We start from the raw sequence: 16,997 nt of genomic DNA on the forward strand, positions 1-16,997 counted from the left end.
TGGCGTAACTCCCGGTTACGCCTCGCGCTGGAACACCCGTCGGCCATTGACCCAGGTCGCCTCGACGCGGTGCGCGAAGTCCCAGCCGACGAACGGCGTGTTGTCACCGGCACTCGCCATGCCGGACGAGTCCAGGCTCCACATCGCATCCGGGTCGACCAGCGCGAGGTCCGCTCGCTGGCCGATGGCGATCGAGCCGGCGTCGCTCAGGCCGAACAGTGCCGCCGGACGGGTTGCCAGCGCATCGATCGCGCGGTCGAATCCGATCACGTCTTCCTCGACCAGTTTCAGTGCCAGCGGCAGGAGGGTCTCGAGGCCCGAGATTCCGGGGTCCGTCTCCGGGAAGGGGGCGAGCTTGGCGTCGGGCTCGTGTGGCTGGTGATCGGAGACCACGGTGTCGATCAGTCCCTCGGCCAGCCCGCGCCGCAGCGCATCGCGATCGCGCATGGTGCGCAGCGGCGGGATCACGTGGGCATTGGGATCGAGCGCATCGGTGTCCATCTCGGTCAGCCAGAGATGGTGGGCGGATACGCCGGCGGTGATCGGCAGCCCGTCGGCCTTGGCGCGCTCGATCAGCTTCAGCGCGGCTGCCGAGGAGAGCATGGGCACATGCACCCGAGCGCCCGTCTCGCTGATCATGGCGATCAGTTGGGACAGGGGTGCGGTTTCGGCCGAGACCGGCAGGCCCGGCAGCCCGAGCCGGGTCGCCACGGCACCGTCGTGGGCGCAGCCGCGTGCAGCCAGCGATGGATCCATCGGCTGGAGCAGTACCTGAAGATCGAAGGTGGCGGCATATTCCAGGGCGCGGCGCATCAGGCGCAGGTCGTGGAAGGGGTAGTGTGCGTTGGAAATCGCCACGCAACCGCCTGCGTCGAGGGCGGCCATCTCGGCGAGCAGCTCGCCCTCGAGCTGCTGGGTCATCGCGCCGATCGCGACCACGCGCGCGCGGCCGGCCAACTGCGCGCGCCGCTTGATGTAGCGGGCAACGGCGACGGTATCGAGTACCGGTGAGGTGTCAGGCGGCATCACCAGGGTGGTCACTCCGCCGGCGACGGCCGCCGCGCTCTCGGTGGCGATGGTGGCCTTGTGCTCCAGGCCCGGTTCGCGCAGCCGCGCCCAGCCGTCGATAACCCCGGGGATCAGCCAGTGGCCTTCGGCGCAGAGGTGTTCGGCGGTATCGCGCGGCCAGTCGCCCGGCGCCTCGCCGATGCCGACGATGCGCCCATTGGAGAGGTAGATGTCGTCGGTGGTGTCGAGCGCGTTGGACGGATCGCGCAGGCGCGCACCGCGGATCACCCAGTGGTCGCAGTCGATGCCCGGGCGGCAGCCTTCCGGGTGGCGGACCGGGTCGTAGTCCAGGCCGAGGTTTTCCGGTGCGTCCTTCATGTGTTGTCTCCCCGGTTGGCGCTCATGCACAGGCTCATCACCGCCATGCGCACCCCGATGCCGTTGGATACCTGTTCGAGGATCACCGATTGCGGTCCATCGGCGACCGAGGACTCGATCTCGACGCCGCGATTCGCCGGCCCCGGGTGCATGACAATCGCGTCATCCTTCGCCCAGGCGAGTTTCTCCTCCGTCAGGCCGTAAAGGCGGTAGAACTCCTCTTCGCTCGGCAGCAGGCCGGACTCCATCCGCTCGCGCTGCAGGCGCAGCATGATGATCACGTCGACATCGCGCAGGCCCTCGCGCATGTCGTGGAACACCCGCACGCCGAGCTTCTCGACGTCGGTGGGGATCAGGGTGCGCGGCGCGATCACGCGCAGTTCGCCGACATTGAGCGAGTTGAGCACATGCATCTGCGAGCGGGCGACCCGCGAGTGGCGGATGTCGCCGACGATCGCCACGCGCAACGGGGTGAAGTCGCCCTTGTGGCGGCGGATGGTGAAGGCGTCGAGCAGCGCCTGGGTCGGATGCGAGTGCCAGCCGTCGCCGGCATTGAGTACCGAGACGTGCGGGGCGACGTGGCGGGCGATGAAGTGCGCGGCACCGGATTGTTCGTGGCGGACGACGAACATGTCCGCCTGCATCGCCTCGATGTTGCGCAGGGTGTCGAGCAGGCTCTCGCCCTTCTTGGTGGCCGATGTGGCGAGATTGAGGTTGAGCACGTCGGCCGACAGGCGCTTGGCCGCGAGCTCGAAGGTGGTCCGCGTGCGAGTCGAGGATTCGAAGAACAGGTTCACCACCGTCCGTCCACGCAGCAGCGGCACCTTCTTGATCTCGCGGTCGGTGACCGAAACGAACCCCTCGGCGGTATCGAGGATGCGCGTGATCCACTGAGGGCCTAGGCCCTCGATGGTGAGCAGATGGCGCAGGTGGCCCTGTTCGTCGAACTGGATCGCCCAGGGGTCCGGGGCGAACTTGGGGATCTTGGGGCGGACGAATTTCACGGCCATGGTGCTCAGCTCTCCTTGCTCGAAACCAGACAGGCGGTGATCGGATCCGGCCCGTCGACGTGAATCTGTTCGTCGGGACCGAGCGTGACTTCCTGGCCCGCCCAGTCGGCGCAGATCGGCAGTTCGCGTCCGTCGCGCTGGTAGAGCACGGCGAGAGCGATCCGGCGCGGTCGGCCGTAGTCGAACAGCTCGTTCATCGCCGCGCGCACGGTGCGCCCGGTGAACAGCACGTCGTCGACCAGGATGATATCGCGTCCGTCGACGTCGACCGACAGGTCGGACGGACTGACCTGCGGATGCAGGCCGAGGGTATGGAAATCATCACGATAGAACGTGATGTTGAGGCGACCCAGCGGGTCGCGGCATTCGAGTGCGCGGTGCAGGGCGTCGGCCACCCAGACGCCGCCGGTATGAATGCCGACGATCAGCGGATCGGCGAATTCGCCGCGTCGCTGCGAGTCGCGGATCTGGGCCTCGAGTCGGTCGATGGCCTCGTTCACCGGCAGCAGGCGATCGGTTGGTGTCATCGGAGCGGGGTCCCGGTCAGGTGGTTGGCGGCGAATTGTATCAATCTCGTCCGGTCGCGGCAGTGCCGACGAGGTTCTTCGTGACCTCGGTCTTGGTCACGTCCTCGATTGGACGGGGTCGGTCCTGGCTGAAAAAGCCGTCGAGGATCACGGCGGCGGCCATGGCGTCGATTCGCCCTTCGTCGCGTGCGATCGCCCGTTTTCCGAGTCGTTCGGCCGCCTGTTCGGAGCTCAGCCGCTCGTCGATCACGTAGACCGGCAGGCCACTGCGCACCCGCAGCCGGTTGCCGAAGCGCCGGATGGCGGCAGCCTGCGGGTAGCAGCGGCCGGCATCGTCGATCGGCCAGCCCAGCACCAGGGCATCCGGCTGCCACTCGGCGACCAGTGTCTCGATCGCGTCCCAGTCGATCTGGTCGGCGTTGCGGTTGTGCAGGGTGGTCAGCGGGCGGCCGCTGCCGATGCGCCGGTCGCCCACGGCGATGCCGATGCGCCACTCGCCGTAGTCGAAGCCCAGGGCCAGGCAGGGGGCTTGGCTCTGGGGCGCCGTGTCGGTCATCAGGCGTGTCCGGCTTCGCCGGAGAGCAGGTTGATGTCGATGCCGAGCTCCTCGGCGGCCGTGGTCCATCGCTGCTCGACCGGCTGCTGGAACAGGATTTCCTCGGTCGCCTCGACGTTGAGCCAGCTGTTCTCCGCCATTTCGCGGTCCATCTGCTCGCGGCTCCAGCCGGAGTAACCGAGAGCGACGATGACGTTCTGCGGTCCCGCGCCGTCGGCCAGGGCCTGGAGGATGTCCTTGGAGGTGGTCAGGCCGATGCGGTCGGTGACCTCCAGCGTGGAATCCCACCCCCCGTGCGGGGCGTGCAGCACGAAGCCGCGCTCCAGGTCGATCGGTCCTCCCATGTAGACCGGCCGCGCTCGGATCTCCGGGTCGGTGCAGGTGATCTGCATGTGGTCGAGGATGTCGCCCAGGTCGAGTTCGAGCGGTCGGTTGATGGTGATGCCCATCACGCCGTCCTCGTTGTCCTCGCAGATGTACGTCACGCTCCGGCTGAAGTTGGGATCCTCCAGGTTGGGCATGGCGATCAGGAGCTGGTTGGTCAGCGAGCTGTGTTCTTGCATGGTCTTCCCAGTATTGATGGCGGGCAGACGGCCTTCAAGCCTCGCCGGGCCTCGGGGCATGTCAGCCACGCGGGCCACGGCGCCGATTCGGCCCGGCGCCGGCCTTGCGGCGAGAGCGGGCCGGCTTGACGGTGGTTTCGCGCTTGAGCGAGTGACCCTTCGGCGCCTCGCGCTGTTTTCGTCCTCGAGCCGGGCGTTTGGAGTCGCGGACCGATTTGCCGGCCTTGAACGGCTTGTGGGCGCGACGGGCCTCGTGGCGGCCGAGGGTCTTGTGTCGGGTTTCCGGCTTGAGGCCGACGAGTTCCGCCAGTGCCCCTTCGATCGCCGGTTCCAGTTCCTGGACCTTGCCCGGCCGCAGTCGCGGGGGCAGGGCCACGCCGGCGTAGCTGATCCGGATCAGGCGCGAGACCTGGCCGCCGACCGCCTCGATCATGCGGCGCACCTCGCGATTGCGGCCTTCGTGCAGGGTGACGTGATACCAGTGGTTCGCACCTTGACCGCCGGCATCGGCCAGCCGGGTGAACTGGGCGACGCCGTCCTCGAGCGTCACGCCCTCGACGAGCTGTTTCTGCTGCTCGTCGTCAAGACCACCCAGCACCCGAACGGCGTAGGTGCGCTCGATGCCGTAACTGGGATGCATCAGGCGGTTGGCCAGCTCGCCGTCGTTGGTCACCAGCAACAGGCCGCTGGTGTTGAAGTCCAGCCGACCGACCGTGATCCAGCGGCCTTCGCGGATCGGCGGCAGGTTCTCGGCAACCGTGGGGCGGCCTTCCGGGTCGTGGTTGGCGGTGATCTGGCCCTCGGGCTTGTGATAGGCCAGCACGCGCCGTACCGGACGCACCTCGGGCACCTGCACGCGCTTGTCGCCCACCTCGATGGTGTCGCCTGGGCCCGCCTGGTCGCCGAGAGTGGCGACACGCCCGTTGACGCGGACCTGGCCTTCGGCGATCCAGTTCTCGATCTTGCGGCGCGAGCCCAGTCCCATGGCCGCCAGAATCTTCTGCAAGCGTTGTTTTTCCATGGGGTCTCCTCCGCAGAACTCGCCGTCCGGTCACTTGTGGACGACGCGTCGAAAAATGGCCGAGCATTCTAACAGGCCGGCAGCCCGATGCCGGCTCGTGTTCAGCCGCGGTGTGGACTCAGCTCGGCCATGATCCTACGCTTGGAGCAGTCTGTCCCGGCAAGCGGGCACCGGATGGCGACCAACCGAGCGAGGCACGACGCGATCGACGCATTCGACCAGCAAGGCACCCCGCCTCACATGCGGCTCGAGGATTCGTCGCCGGGGCGGGCGACGATGACGCTGGGCGGGGCATGGGTGCTGGCTCACTTGACCGAGACCCTGCCGCGTGCGGTGGACCCGGCAGTATCGCCGGGGACGCTGCAACTCGTCGGCCGGGCGTCGGTACTCGACAGTGCCGGTGCCCTGGCCATCGCCCGACAGGTGGCGCGCTGGGAAGAGGGCGGCTGGCGAGTGGACATGACGAGCCTGCCCGAGTCGCAGCACAAGCTGATCGCGCTGCTGAAGTCCCGTTTGCCCGACATGCATCTGCCGAGCGCGAAGCGCGAAGGGGCGCTGGCCCGACTCGGACGGGCGACCGTGGACAAGCTGGTGGAGGGAAATGCCTTTCTCGGCTTTATCGGCGAGCTGGTGAGCCGCGGCGGGCGTCTGCTGCTCGTGCCGTGGCGCATCCGCTGGCGAGAAGTGGTCGCCGAGATCGAGGCCGCCGGACTGCGTGCGCTCGGCATCGTCGGCCTGCTCTCGTTCCTGGTGGGCATGGTGATGGCGTACCAGGCGGGTGCGACGCTGCAGGATTACGGCGCCAACGTGTTGATCGTCAACCTGGTCGGCATCATCACCCTGCGCGAGATGGGGCCGCTTCTGACCGCGATCATCGTCGCCGGGCGCACGGGCTCCTCGTACACCGCCCAGTTGGGCACCATGCGCATCACCGAGGAGATCGACGCCCTGCGCGCGATCGGCATTCCGCCTTTCGACATCCTGATCCTGCCTAAGGTCATCGCCCTCATTCTGGTTATGCCGTTGCTGGCCGTATTCGCCAACCTGATGGGACTGCTTGGCGGGTCGGTAGTCGCCGCCTATCGTTTCGAGGTGAGCTTCGCGGTGTATTTCGATCGCCTGCCCGAGGTGGTGGATCTCACCACCCTGATGCTCGGTCTGATCAAGATGCCGGTATTCGCCATCGTCATCGCCCTGATCGGCTGCATGCAGGGCATGCGGGTGGCCGGCAGTGCACTGGCCGTGGGGCGGGCGACCACGATCAGTGTGGTGCAGGCGACCTTCCTGGTCATCGTCATCGACGCCCTGTTTTCCGTCCTGTACAACCTGCTGGGGTATTGAGGTGAGCGAAACGACGGCCTCCCTGAGCGGTATCCGCAACTGTTTCGGCAGCGAGTGCGTGCATGACGGGCTCGATCTCGCGTTGCCCAGTGGGCGGATCACCGCGCTGGTGGGCGGCTCCGGCAGTGGCAAGACCGTGTTGCTTCGCACGCTTGCGATGCTGCATGAGCCGGACGCGGGCTCGGTGGAGCTCTTCGGTGTCGATGCGGGCCGCTGCGGTGAGCGGCGTCGACGGGAATTGCGCGAGGGCATCGGCATGCTCTTCCAGGGCGGGGCCCTGTTCACCGCGCTGACCGTGCTGGAGAACGTCATGCTGCCGTTGCAGGAGCATACCCGCCTGCGCGGGGCCTGGCTCAAGGAGCTTGCGATGAGCAAGGTGCTGATGGCCGGGCTGCCGGCCGACAGCGCCGGCAAGTACCCCGCCGCGCTCTCGGGGGGCATGGTCAAGCGCGCAGCGCTTGCCCGGGCCCTGGCGCTCGACCCGGGCCTGCTGATTCTCGACGAGCCCACCTCGGGGCTTGATCCCATCTCGGCCGCCGCTTTTGACGCGCTGGTGCGTGAGCTGACCGATTCGCTCGGTCTGACCGTGATTCAGGCGACCCATGATCTCGATTCGATCTGGCGCGGATCGGACCAGGTGGCATTCCTGGCCAGAAAACGGGTGCTGGCCATGGCGCCGGCCGCGGAACTGGCGCGTCGCGACGAACCCGAGCTGGCGGCCTACTTTCGCGGGTCGCGTTCCGCGGAGTATGCGAAACTCCATGCAGGCCTGCCGACTGAGGATTGAGGCGTCGCGATGGAATCGAAGGTCAATTACAGCATCGTCGGCCTGTTCGTGGTCCTGCTGGTGATCGCCTCCATGGCGACCGCCTGGTGGCTGCACAGCGGCGGCAGCAATCGCCAGTACAACACCTACCTGGTGCTGGCGACCGACAGCGTCTCGGGCCTCAATTCCGACAGCCGGGTCTACTACCACGGCGTGGACGTCGGCTATGTCGACAGCATCCGCATCGATCGTGAGAACCCGGACAATATCCGCATCCGGCTGTTGATCGACCGAACCGTCCCGATCCGGGACGACATCCACGCCCAGCTGCAGCCCCAGGGCGTGACCGGACTGAGCGTGCTGAACCTCAAGGGAGGCGGGTCGGGCAAGCCGCTCGCGACACCACCGGGTGAGTGCTGCCCGGTGATTCCCTACGAACCCTCGCTGTTTTCCAAGCTCGAGGGTGGCATCAACGACACCATGGTGCGGCTGGTCGCGGTCAGCGAGCGCATCGACCGGCTTCTGCGCGAGGAGAATCTCGAGGCGATCGAGCGAACCGTCCATCAGCTCGATCAGGTCACCGGCACCCTGGCCGAGGAGCGCGACCAGATGCGCTCGCTGCTGCGCAACGCCGCCCAGACCGTGGAGAACACCGCGGAGATGACGGCGAAGGGCGAACGGCTGGTCGGGCATGCCGAGTCGACACTCGACTCGCTCGACCAGGCGATCGTCAAGGTTTCGGGTGCCATGGATACCTTCGAGGCGACCGCCGACGAGGTAGCCACGGCCGCAGACGCCACCGTCGGCTTCAGCCAGGCCGGCGAGGACGCTGCCCGCGAGATCTCGCGGCAGACCATTCCCGACATCAGCCTGCTGATCCGTGACCTGCGCGAACTCTCGCGGCGTTTGTCCGACTTCACCTCGACGCTCGACGAGAATCCCTCCCGGGCGCTGATCGGTGGCAACGAACGCCCTGCGGGGCCCGGCGAGGAAGCACGATGAGTATGATCCTGGAGCGAAACCTCAGGAACCGGCCAGAAAACGTTGATCGTATGGCAATTGTTTCGCGTTTTGCCGGGTTTTTATCGACGGCGATGCTGATGGTCGTTCTCGCCGGCTGCTCCGTGTTTCCCGCCCCTGACGGTGAGCCGGCGCACTGGCGACTGGTTGCCCCGGCCCTCGAGGAAACCGACCCTGGCGTGTCCGGCCCCGCCGTGACGGTGCGTCTGGTCGAGACCCGGGCGAGCAACGCGATCGATCGGCGCGACATGGCCTACAGCCGCACACAGCAGTCGCTTGCCTATTACCGGGACAATCGCTGGGTCGCTTCGCCCGCCATCATGTTCGACGAGATCATCGACGAAAGCCTCTCCGCGCGGCCCTGGGTGAGCAACGTCATCCAGGGCGGGGCAAGGGTGCCCACCGACCTGGCGCTGCACTGCGAGATCCAGCAGATCGAGCACCAGCTCGAGTATGTCGACGGCCGTGTGCGCCTCAAGGCGGCCTGCAGCTGGTACCGGAGCGAAGGCCGCCAGCTGATCGATACCTTGCTGTTCGATCAGACCGTCGGGGTCGAACGCAATGATGCCGAGCATTACGCTGCCGGCGCCCAGCAGCTGGTGGCGGATTTCGTGCAGGCCCTGAACGACCAGGGCCGGGCCCTGGCAGCCGACGTGGGGGAGCCGGACCGGCAGTGACCCGGCCCGTCAGTCCTGCCGGTACCAGCTCTCCGGGATCGGCAGGTGGCCGGTCTTGACCCAGATGGTGCAGCCGGTGTTGGAATAGGGCGCATGCCGGCTCCAGTGCGGGTTGCGCAGCCAGGTGCCGGCCGGGTACTCCCCGTACTCGTCGGCGAAGGTGCCGTCGACGACGAAGATTTCCTCCCCACCAAAGTGATGGTGTGCCTTGAACCGGGTGCCCGGCGCCCAGCGCACCAGTGCGGTGTGCTCGCCTTCGAAGCCGCCCAGCGGCATGACCTCCAGCCCGTCGACCAGCCCCGGCTGCCAGGCGGTGTTCCGGGTATCGACGACGATCTGCTCGGTTTCCCTCGGGTCGAGATGATGGAGCTTGACCAGGATCACGCAGCCGTCGGGGGCACTGGGGCGGTGGCGTGAGCCCGGCGGGTTGCGCACGTAGTGCCCGGCCGGGAAGCAGCCGGTCTCGTCGCAGAACGCCCCTTCAAGCACCAGGAATTCCTCGCCGCCATGATGGACGTGTTCCGGGAAGGACGCGCCGGGGACGAAGCGGACCAGGCTGGTTGCCCGGGTGCCGTCACCGCCCTCGCGTTCGATCAGTTTGCGCTCGACGGTCGGCTCCGGGGATTGCACCCAGGGCAGGGCGGCCGTGTCGACCACGGCACGCTGCTGCAGATCGGCATGAAGGGGTGTTAGCGGGTGTTCGGCCATGGTGTCGGTTGCTGTGGTGATCGGGAGGCAGAGGGTAGTCAAAAAAAACCGCGACCGGCCATGTCGGCGGGTCGCGGTTCGATCGGTCGGTCGCTAGCGGGGTCAGGCCGTCTTGCGAGCTTTCTTCTCGGCCTTGATCTGCTGATCGAGCTGCCAGAAGTAGTACATGATCGGGATCACCAGCAGCGTCAGCATGGTCGAGGCGAAGGTGCCGAAGATCAGCGAGACGGCCAACCCGCCGAAGACCGGGTCCGTGATCATGATCGCCGAGCCGAACATGATCGCCAGCGCGGTCAGCAGGATCGGGCGGAAGCGTACCGCGCCGGCCTCGAGCACCGACTCCTTCAGGCCGTAGCCCTGATGGCGGTAGTCGAGGATGAAGTCGATCAGCAGCAGCGAGTTGCGCACCACGATGCCCGCCAACGCGATGAAGCCGATCATCGAGGTGGCGTTGAAGGGCATGTCGAACAGCCAGTGGCCCGGGAAGATGCCCACCAGCGTCAGCGGAATCGCGCCCATCACGATCACCGGCAGCATGAACGACTGGTAGTAGGCCACCAGCAGCAGGTAGATGAACACCAGCGCGACGATGAATGCGGCACCCAGGTCACGGAACACGTCCAGCGTCAGGCGCATGTCGCCACCCCACAGGAGTTCGTACCCCTCCAGGTCGTCCGGCTGCGTGTCGACGAAGCCGAGGTTGCCCGTCGTGATGGTGACGTTCTCGCCCAACTGCATCTCGTCCAGCCACTTGTTGAGCGTCAGGGTGGCGTAGACCGGGCTCGAGCCGAGTAGGTCGCCCTGGACCGTTACCATCGGGTGCTGGTCGCGGTCCATGATCGGCTTGGTGACCGTTCCCTCTTCGATCTCCACCAGATCGCCGATCTTGACTGCCGTTCCCTGCTGGTTGGTCACGGTGAGGTCGCGGATCTGGCGGATCCAGGCGCGGTTGGCCTGATCGAGCTTGAGCACGATGTTCACCGGCTCGGAGGAGTTCGTGCCGTGCACCGTGCCCAGGGTCTGGCCGCTGACGTACTCGTGCACGACCTTGGCGATCTGAGCCGGTGCGACACCGGATTGCAGTGCCTTGGTCTGGTTGACGTCGATGCGGTATTCCGGGGCGTCAGCCGTGATCGAGTCGTCGATGTTGATCATGCCGTAGACGTCCTCGAAGCGTGTGCGCACCTTGGTGGCGATCTCGCGCAGCGTCTCGTAGTCCGGGCCGTGGATGCGGGCGAGCACCTGTGCCTGCACGGGCGGACCCGGAGGGGTGAGGAACAGCTTGATGCCGGCATCCGCGTAGCGCTCGCGCACCGGCTCGAGTTGCTCCCACATCTCCGTCGCCACGTCACTGGTTACCGGGCGGTGGTGACGGTCGACGATGTTGACGCGAATCTGCGCCATGTTGGGCGCCTGGCGCATCATGTCGCCACGCACCATGCCGGCGAAGGTTAGCGGGCCGGTGCGACCGACGTAGGTCTGATAGTCGGTGACGTACTGGTTCTGCGCCACGACCCGGCCGACGGCATCGGCGACCAGTGCGGTGCGTTCGGCGGCCGTGCCCTCGGGGGTGTTCACCTCGAGCAGGAAGGTATTGACGTTGCCTTCGGGCAGCATCTTCAGGCTGACGCCGGCCGGCGAAAGCGGCCCGTTCATGCCCGAGTCGCGGATGAACTGCCAGGCCGGCATCAGCATCGAGGCGATCATCAGGCCGAGCACGAACAGGAGGAACGCCAGCGAGAAGCCGCGCGAGCCCAGCAGCGGCTTGGCGACGCGCTTGTAGTTGCGCATCAGCCAGTCCTCGTGGTGCGGGTCGCCCTCGAGGGTGTCGCGCTTGGCCAGTGCCTTGCGCGCCTTGGAGCTCAGCCAGCGATAGGCGGTCCACGGCACGATGATGTAGGCCAGCACCAGCGAGGCGATCATGGCCACCGAGACGTTGATCGGGATCGGGAGCATGAACGGCCCCATCATCCCCGAGACGAACGCCATCGGCACGAAGGCGAGAATGACCGCCAGGGTGGCGATGTTGGTCGGGTTGCCGACCTCGTTGGTCGCCCGCACCAGCAGATCGGCGAACGACGGCTCCTTGCCCTCGTGCAGGTGGCGGTGGATGTTCTCGATCACCACGATCGCGGCATCCACCAGCAGGCCGAGCGACAGGATCAGGCCGAACAGCGAGATCCGGTTGATCGTCTGACCGAAGATCCAGCCCACGCCAAGGACCACGAACAGGGTCAGCGGCACGGTCAGGGTGACGATCAGCGCCTCGCGCCAGCCGAGGAAGAAGAACAGGATGATCAGCACCACCAGCACCGCGACACCGAGGTGCTCGATGAGCGTGTTGACCGCATCGTCGGCACGATCGCCGTAGTCGCGGGTGATGGTCATGTCGACCTGCTCGGGGAGCAGTTCGCGTTCGATCACCTCGAGCTTGTCCTTGACCGCCGCGGCGACGGTGACCGCGTTGGCCCCGGCGCGCTTGCCGATGGTGACAGTCACCGAGGCGGTCGGGTCACCGGCGGCTTCGCCCTGGGTGTTGGCCGGGCCGAAGGCATGCGTGGTGAACTGGTGGTTCTCCTCGGGCGCATAGCCGATCTCGGCCACCTGGCTCAGGTAGATCGGGCGCTGGTTGTGCTGGCCGATGACCAGGTTCTCGAGATCTTTCGGTCCCTCGAAGGCGGCGTCGGTGCGCAGGCGGAATTCTCGGTTGTCGTGGGTGATGGTGCCACCCGGCAGGACGACGTTCGCGCCCTTGAGCATCTGGCTCAGTTGCGTCATCGACACGCCGGTGGCGGCCAGGCGCTGCGGGTCGACATTCACGGAAAGCACGCGGCGGTGCCCGCCGATCACGTCGCTTGCCCCGACGTTGGGGACGTTCTGCAACTGCTCGAGCAGGCGCTGTCCGACCTCACGCAGTTGCGTGCTGTCGAGCGCCTCCGAGCTCAAGGTGATCCCCATGATCGGCACGTCGGTGATGCCGATGCTCTTGACCAGCGGCATGCTGGTATTGGGCGGCAGGCGGTCGATGTTGCGCGAGATCTCGTTGTAGAGAAGCAGCAGGCTCGATTCCTCGTCGCTGCCGACCTCGAACTGGACGGTGACCACGCCCATGTCGTCCATGGCCACGCCGTAGGTGTGGTCGACCCCCTTGAGGCGGGCCATCAGCGCCTCGAGCGGCTTGACCACCTGGTCCTGTATCTGGGTGGCCGAGTTGCCCGGTCGCTGGACGAAGATCTGTGCCCCCGGAACGACGATCTCCGGGTTGTACAGGCGCGGGGTGATCAGCACCGCCATCAGCCCGAACAGGGTGATGGCGATCATGATCAGTGCGGTGATCTTCGAATACAGGAAGCTGTTCGCGAGCCGCCCGGCGAGGTTCAGTTTCGGCTGCTTCGGATTCGTCGACTGACTCATGATCAGGCGCCACCCTCGTCGTTGGCGTTGCGGGTTACGGTCACGCCGTTGGCCAGGTGGTCCCGGGCGCTGACGACGACACGATCACCGTCGCGCAGGCCGGCCAGGATCACTACCTCGTCGCCGCGCTCCTGGCCGATGCGTACCAGGCGGAAGCGGGCTCGATCGTCGGCGTCCAGTACGAATACGCCCTGCATGCCGGCGCGGTCCTGAATCGCGCTCGCCGGAACGGTGACAGCCGGCTTCTGGTCGATAACCACGTTGACGGTGACGTAGTTGCCCGGCGAAAGCGGTACGTCGGCCGGGACGCTCAGCTTGACGGTGTGGGTCCGCGTGATCGGATCGGCTGCGCCCACCAGTCGCAACACTTCGGCCTGGAAACTTGCCGCGGTGCCATCGGCCTGCCGGTAGCCCACTTCGATGGAGTCGCCCTCGTCGAGCTTGGCGTAGGCCTGGTCGTCCACCTCGACCTGGATCTCGCGGTCGCCGCTCCCCATCAGCATCAGCAGCGGCTGGCCCGGTGTGGCCAGCTGACCGGGATCGGCCATGCGCTGGACGATCGTACCGGCGAACGGCGCGCGGATCTGGGCGTAACTGACCTGCGACTGGGCCTGCTCGACCGCCGCCTGGGCGGCGTTGAAGTCACCCTGGGCGACCTCGTAGGCGGTGCGCATCTGCTCGAACTGCTGCTTGGGGACCGCGTTTTCCTCGTACAGACGCTTGAAGCGTTCGTAGTTGCTGCGGGCGTTGGCGAGCCCCGAGCGTGCCTTGGCCAGGGCGGCCTCGGCCTGGCGGATCTGGCTGGTGACGTCGCTCTGGTCGATGGTGAGCAGAACGTCGTCCTTCTCCACCGCTTCGCCTTCGCGCACATTGATTTCGCGGACGTAGCCCATCATGCGCGAGGCGATCGGGGAGCGATCGCTTGCGATCACCGTGCCGGGAAACAGCGCGGTGTCGTCGACCTTGCTGGCATCGACGGTGATCCAGTCACCCTGGACCTTGGTCCCCGCGCCTGCCGCGGCATGCTGTTCGACTTCCTCGCCACCGCAGCCGGCCAGACCGAGAGAGAGCAGGGCCGCGAAGAGCGGGGTGGCCAGCCGGAGGGCGTTGGCGAAGGTCAGGGACGAATGAGTCGCGTGATTCATGATCAAGGGTTCTCGCTCAGTACGGATCGCGATAGAAAAAAGTTTGCGAAGGCCGGTTCGGCCGCGGCGGTCAGTATTCGCTGCTTGCCAGTGCCTCACGGATGCCGTTGCCGTTTTCGGTGGCGACACGTTCCGGTGCCAGCTCGCCCAGTGCCAGCCACAGCGCGGCACGCTGCATGGTGCGCTGGAAGTGGGCGCGAATCAGCTCGGCGCGGGCATTGTCGAGTTCGGTCTGCGCGGCGAGGAGTTCGGTCATCGTCGCCAGACCCTGCTGGTAGCGCAGGGTCTCCAGCCGCACCGCTTCCTCGCTCTGGTCGATCGCCAGCCGGCGCACTTCGACCCGCTTTTCTGCCATGTTGGCTTCGCGCCAGACCTTGCCGACCTGGCTGATGAGCTTGTTCAGGGCCTGCTGGCGCTCGGCCAGGCTGGCGTTGACCTTCGCCTGGGCGCGATCGACCTTCCCCGAGCGGGCGCCGAAATCGAAGATGCGCCAGGTCAGCTGACCGCCGACCGTGTAGCTGTCGTTCTCCAGTCCGACCGACTCGTTGTTGAAGTCCTGCTGGGCCATCAGGTTGACGTGCGGCTTGTAGTCGGCGCGGGCGACATCCACCTCGGCGCGTGCAGCCGATACCCGACCGCGCAGCGCCGCAATGCGCGGATTGTTGGCCAGGGCCCGCTGGCGCGCTTCGTCCAGGTCGGTCTCCGGTAGCGTGACGTCGATGGTCTCGGACAGGTCGATGCCGCGCGCCGTGTCGATGCCGGTCAGCACCTTGAGTCCATCGGCGGCGTTATCCGCCTGATTGCGGGCGTTTTCCAGATCGAGTTCGCGTTCGCCCAGGTTGACCTTGGCCTTGAGCAGATCCGCCTTGGTGACCACGCCTTCGTCGAAGAGCTTCTGCGACAGGTCACGGTAGGAGCCCGCCGCTTCGTGTGCCTGCTGGGCGACCTCGACGAAGGCCTCGGCGGTGTTGATCCCCGCGTAGGCCTCGATGGTGTGCAGGACCAGTTGCTGACGCGCGGCCTCGTCGCCGGCCTGGGCGGCCTGCAGCAGCGCCTGGGCCTGGGTGCGCATCTCGCGGATCTTGCCGCCGTTGTAGATGGGTACCGACAGCTTCAGCGAGGTCTGGATGTTCTGGTGCCAGCCGGGATCGTTGAGGTTGTCCGGCTCGGTTTCTAGCGCCGTCGGCAGGTTGGCGAAAGTTGGCCCGGCCGCTTCGAAAAACTCGCCGGCGCCGAAGTCGTTGAAGCTGGCCTGCTCCTGCTGCAGCTTCATGCCGAAGACATTGAGCGGATTGTTCGAGGCCATGACGCCGAAGGAGAGGTCAAGGGTGGGCAGCAGGTTGCCGTTGGCCTGTTCGATTGCCGCACGCGCCTCGTCGATCCGGGCCTGGGACAGGTCCATGGCCGCGTTCTGACTCAGGGTGCGTTCGACCGCCTCCGAAAACGAGAGATCGAGACTGGCTGCAGCTTCCGGTCCCCCAGTGGCGGCCGCGTCGGCCGAGGCGCTGGTGAACGTGGGTTGCGTATCGCCACTTGCCGCCCAGCCGGCCAATGGCGTGGCGGCCAGCAGGGCGATGCCCGCGGCGATCGGCATGCGGATCCGGCGGCAGGGCATCGCCAGTCCGGCCGCGATGGATGGAGTCTGCCCGCGAGTTTGCTGGTTGCGCACCATGCTGCCTGTCCTTCTTCGGGTGTCTGCGGTGATTGGGTCGGCCCGGCAAGCCGAACGGGCCGGGCGGACAATGCCGCGAACAATATCAGAAAACGCTAATATATAAAACCAATTCCGTCCGGCAAAGGCCTTGTATTCGCTTTGCCGTTCTTATCGCAACGGAGACTAGCACGGGCATTGCGAAGCCGTTTGCGCATCAGTTGATGCTGAAACGCTGATGAATGCCGGAGACGCCGGGCCGGCTCGACACACGGCGTGTCCGCCATGTCTGCCCGGCAGGTGGATGGACGCGTTATCATCGCGCTTCGTTTGATCGGGGAGAGGGCGGCAATGCGGCTGGCCATGGGCATCGAATACGACGGCGGGCGTTATCACGGCTGGCAACGCCAGTCGCACTGCGATTCCGTCCAGGCACGCCTGGAGAAGGCGATCGGTCGGGTGGCCGACGCGCCGGTCGAGGTGGTCTGTGCCGGGCGTACCGATCGCGGGGTGCATGCGACCAACCAGGTGGTGCATCTCGATGTCACCGCGGAACGGCCGCTCTACGGTTGGCAGATGGGCACCATGCAGCATCTACCGCGCGACATCACCGTGCTGTGGGTGCGGTCGGTCGACGAGACCTTCCACGCACGCTTTTCCGCCACGGCGCGCGAGTACCGCTACTGCCTGATCAACCGCTCCACCCGGCCGGCGATCGCCGCCGGGCGACTCAGCTGGTGGTATCGTCCGCTGGACGAGGCGCGCATGCAGGCGGCCGCGGACCTGTTGCTGGGCGAACATGACTTTTCCAGTTTCCGCGGCAAGGACTGCCAGGCCCACTCGCCGGTACGGACGGTCGAAATGATCCGCATCACGCGCCAGGGGGATTACCTGTTCTTCGACGTGCGCGCGAATGCGTTTCTGCACCACATGGTGCGCAATATCGTCGGCAGTCTGTTTGCCGTGGGTACCGGCGAGCGGCCGGTGGAATGGGTGGTCGACGCACTTGGGGAGCGGGATCGCGAAGCGGCCGGCATTACCGCACCGGCCGACGGGCTGTATCTCACGGGCGTGGAGTATCCGCTCGAATTCGACCTGCCGACCCACCCGCGCCGCCCGCTGTTCGAGCAGATCGACTGACGGCGCCGCCATTCGAGGCCCGGCGGGAATCCTGCTAGTATTCCCCGCCCGAATTCCATATACCGCGAGGGC

At 66.5% G+C, this 16,997-nt stretch carries 15 protein-coding genes; 5 read left to right on the plus strand and 10 right to left on the minus strand.

Annotated elements, in window-relative coordinates; translation table 11 throughout:
• Window positions 1-15: 15 nt before the first annotated feature.
• From AWR35_RS10055 to rluB, 6 genes are all read right to left on the minus strand, one after another.
• Window positions 16-1,386: a dihydroorotase gene (locus AWR35_RS10055; protein WP_082664066.1), complete on the minus strand. Its 1,371-nt coding sequence runs from the start codon at window positions 1,384-1,386 to the stop codon at window positions 16-18.
• Complete coding sequence (locus tag AWR35_RS10060) at window positions 1,383-2,396, minus strand: aspartate carbamoyltransferase catalytic subunit (protein WP_058575830.1); 1,014 nt, start codon at window positions 2,394-2,396, stop codon at window positions 1,383-1,385. The genes AWR35_RS10055 and AWR35_RS10060 overlap by 4 nt, the downstream gene beginning before the upstream one ends.
• Window positions 2,397-2,401: 5 nt before the next feature.
• A complete protein-coding gene (gene pyrR, locus AWR35_RS10065) occupies window positions 2,402-2,923 on the minus strand; it encodes a bifunctional pyr operon transcriptional regulator/uracil phosphoribosyltransferase PyrR (protein ID WP_058575831.1) in 522 nt (173 codons plus the stop codon).
• A gap of 40 nt (window positions 2,924-2,963) precedes the next feature.
• Window positions 2,964-3,479 carry a Holliday junction resolvase RuvX gene (ruvX, locus tag AWR35_RS10070; protein WP_058575832.1) on the minus strand — a complete coding sequence of 172 codons (516 nt, stop codon included), beginning with the start codon at window positions 3,477-3,479 and terminating at the stop codon, window positions 2,964-2,966.
• Window positions 3,479-4,042, minus strand: coding sequence for a YqgE/AlgH family protein (locus AWR35_RS10075; protein ID WP_058575833.1), 564 nt, complete (start codon window positions 4,040-4,042; stop codon window positions 3,479-3,481). The genes ruvX and AWR35_RS10075 overlap by 1 nt, the downstream gene beginning before the upstream one ends.
• A 61-nt stretch (window positions 4,043-4,103) precedes the next feature.
• Complete coding sequence (gene rluB, locus AWR35_RS10080; protein ID WP_066185139.1) at window positions 4,104-5,063, minus strand: 23S rRNA pseudouridine(2605) synthase RluB; 960 nt, start codon at window positions 5,061-5,063, stop codon at window positions 4,104-4,106.
• Between the two features lie 174 nt (window positions 5,064-5,237).
• On the opposite strand from rluB, the gene AWR35_RS10085 reads away from it, so the two are divergent.
• The 4 genes from AWR35_RS10085 (at window position 5,238) to AWR35_RS10100 (ending at window position 8,867) form a co-directional block, all read left to right on the plus strand.
• A complete protein-coding gene (locus AWR35_RS10085; protein ID WP_058575834.1) occupies window positions 5,238-6,404 on the plus strand; it encodes an ABC transporter permease in 1,167 nt (388 codons plus the stop codon).
• A 1-nt stretch (window position 6,405) separates the two neighbouring features.
• Entirely contained in the window at window positions 6,406-7,191 is a 786-nt protein-coding gene (locus AWR35_RS10090; RefSeq protein ID WP_058575835.1) for an ATP-binding cassette domain-containing protein, read from the plus strand.
• Between the two features lie 9 nt (window positions 7,192-7,200).
• Window positions 7,201-8,172 (plus strand): MlaD family protein, encoded by a 972-nt coding sequence (locus AWR35_RS10095; RefSeq protein WP_058575836.1) that lies wholly within the window; start codon window positions 7,201-7,203, stop codon window positions 8,170-8,172.
• Between the two features lie 98 nt (window positions 8,173-8,270).
• Window positions 8,271-8,867 (plus strand): ABC-type transport auxiliary lipoprotein family protein, encoded by a 597-nt coding sequence (locus tag AWR35_RS10100; RefSeq protein ID WP_197408202.1) that lies wholly within the window; start codon window positions 8,271-8,273, stop codon window positions 8,865-8,867.
• 9 nt (window positions 8,868-8,876) lie between these two features.
• Here the strand turns inward: AWR35_RS10100 and AWR35_RS10105 are convergent, their stop codons facing one another.
• From AWR35_RS10105 to AWR35_RS10120, 4 genes are all read right to left on the minus strand, one after another.
• On the minus strand, window positions 8,877-9,575 hold the full coding sequence (locus tag AWR35_RS10105) for a cupin domain-containing protein (RefSeq protein WP_058575838.1): 699 nt from the start codon (window positions 9,573-9,575) through the stop codon (window positions 8,877-8,879).
• A gap of 102 nt (window positions 9,576-9,677) precedes the next feature.
• On the minus strand, window positions 9,678-12,989 hold the full coding sequence (locus tag AWR35_RS10110; protein WP_058575839.1) for an efflux RND transporter permease subunit: 3,312 nt from the start codon (window positions 12,987-12,989) through the stop codon (window positions 9,678-9,680).
• A 2-nt stretch (window positions 12,990-12,991) separates the two neighbouring features.
• Window positions 12,992-14,134 carry an efflux RND transporter periplasmic adaptor subunit gene (locus AWR35_RS10115; protein WP_058575840.1) on the minus strand — a complete coding sequence of 381 codons (1,143 nt, stop codon included), beginning with the start codon at window positions 14,132-14,134 and terminating at the stop codon, window positions 12,992-12,994.
• A gap of 70 nt (window positions 14,135-14,204) precedes the next feature.
• On the minus strand, window positions 14,205-15,728 hold the full coding sequence (locus AWR35_RS10120; protein ID WP_231723597.1) for a TolC family protein: 1,524 nt from the start codon (window positions 15,726-15,728) through the stop codon (window positions 14,205-14,207).
• A gap of 408 nt (window positions 15,729-16,136) precedes the next feature.
• On the opposite strand from AWR35_RS10120, the gene truA reads away from it, so the two are divergent.
• On the plus strand, window positions 16,137-16,925 hold the full coding sequence (gene truA, locus AWR35_RS10125) for a tRNA pseudouridine(38-40) synthase TruA (protein ID WP_058575842.1): 789 nt from the start codon (window positions 16,137-16,139) through the stop codon (window positions 16,923-16,925).
• The last annotated feature ends 72 nt before the right edge of the window (window positions 16,926-16,997 follow it).

This window comes from Guyparkeria sp. WRN-7, from assembly GCF_001641825.1.
Classification (GTDB): domain Bacteria; phylum Pseudomonadota; class Gammaproteobacteria; order Halothiobacillales; family Halothiobacillaceae; genus Guyparkeria.

Coding starts and splice junctions, on each gene's coding strand:
- AWR35_RS10115 (WP_058575840.1), bottom strand. CDS start 14,134: ATGAATCACGCGACTCATTCGTCCCTGACCTTCGCCAACGCCCTCCGG.
- AWR35_RS10105 (WP_058575838.1), bottom strand. CDS start 9,575: ATGGCCGAACACCCGCTAACACCCCTTCATGCCGATCTGCAGCAGCGT.
- AWR35_RS10060 (WP_058575830.1), bottom strand. CDS start 2,396: ATGGCCGTGAAATTCGTCCGCCCCAAGATCCCCAAGTTCGCCCCGGAC.
- AWR35_RS10100 (WP_197408202.1), top strand. CDS start 8,271: ATGGTCGTTCTCGCCGGCTGCTCCGTGTTTCCCGCCCCTGACGGTGAG.
- AWR35_RS10075 (WP_058575833.1), bottom strand. CDS start 4,042: ATGCAAGAACACAGCTCGCTGACCAACCAGCTCCTGATCGCCATGCCC.
- AWR35_RS10095 (WP_058575836.1), top strand. CDS start 7,201: ATGGAATCGAAGGTCAATTACAGCATCGTCGGCCTGTTCGTGGTCCTG.
- truA (WP_058575842.1), top strand. CDS start 16,137: ATGCGGCTGGCCATGGGCATCGAATACGACGGCGGGCGTTATCACGGC.
- AWR35_RS10085 (WP_058575834.1), top strand. CDS start 5,238: ATGGCGACCAACCGAGCGAGGCACGACGCGATCGACGCATTCGACCAG.
- rluB (WP_066185139.1), bottom strand. CDS start 5,063: ATGGAAAAACAACGCTTGCAGAAGATTCTGGCGGCCATGGGACTGGGC.
- pyrR (WP_058575831.1), bottom strand. CDS start 2,923: ATGACACCAACCGATCGCCTGCTGCCGGTGAACGAGGCCATCGACCGA.
- ruvX (WP_058575832.1), bottom strand. CDS start 3,479: ATGACCGACACGGCGCCCCAGAGCCAAGCCCCCTGCCTGGCCCTGGGC.
- AWR35_RS10120 (WP_231723597.1), bottom strand. CDS start 15,728: ATGCCGATCGCCGCGGGCATCGCCCTGCTGGCCGCCACGCCATTGGCC.
- AWR35_RS10110 (WP_058575839.1), bottom strand. CDS start 12,989: ATGAGTCAGTCGACGAATCCGAAGCAGCCGAAACTGAACCTCGCCGGG.
- AWR35_RS10055 (WP_082664066.1), bottom strand. CDS start 1,386: ATGAAGGACGCACCGGAAAACCTCGGCCTGGACTACGACCCGGTCCGC.